1 protein-coding gene is annotated in these 258 nt (G+C 40.3%); it reads left to right on the top strand.

Annotated elements, in window-relative coordinates; all coding sequences use genetic code 11:
* The coding region (locus ACFINC_RS11390) for a KH domain-containing protein (RefSeq protein WP_375617273.1) at window positions 1-258 on the top strand (258 nt) is incomplete at both ends.

Here is a 258-nt window from a genome sequence, read left to right as displayed (position 1 = left end):
TCCTTCATGAAATGGGCAAAGCTTTAACCAGTGCACGGGCTGAACTCAGCGAATTTTCGCCACGTATTGAGGTTATGAATATTGCTGTTGATAAAATTCGTGATGTGATCGGCTCTGGTGGTAAAGTTATTCGAGAAATTGTGGAACAAACTGGAGCAAAAATTAATATTGAAGATGATGGGACTATTAAAATTGCTTCTGCTGATGCTAAAACCATTGAAGCGGCAAAACGCTGGATCCATTCTATTGTCGATGAGC

Origin of the sequence: Bartonella sp. AP58NXGY (assembly GCF_042195785.1) — a bacterium.
Taxonomy (GTDB): domain Bacteria; phylum Pseudomonadota; class Alphaproteobacteria; order Rhizobiales; family Rhizobiaceae; genus Bartonella.
This window is presented reverse-complemented; position numbering and strand designations above follow the sequence as displayed.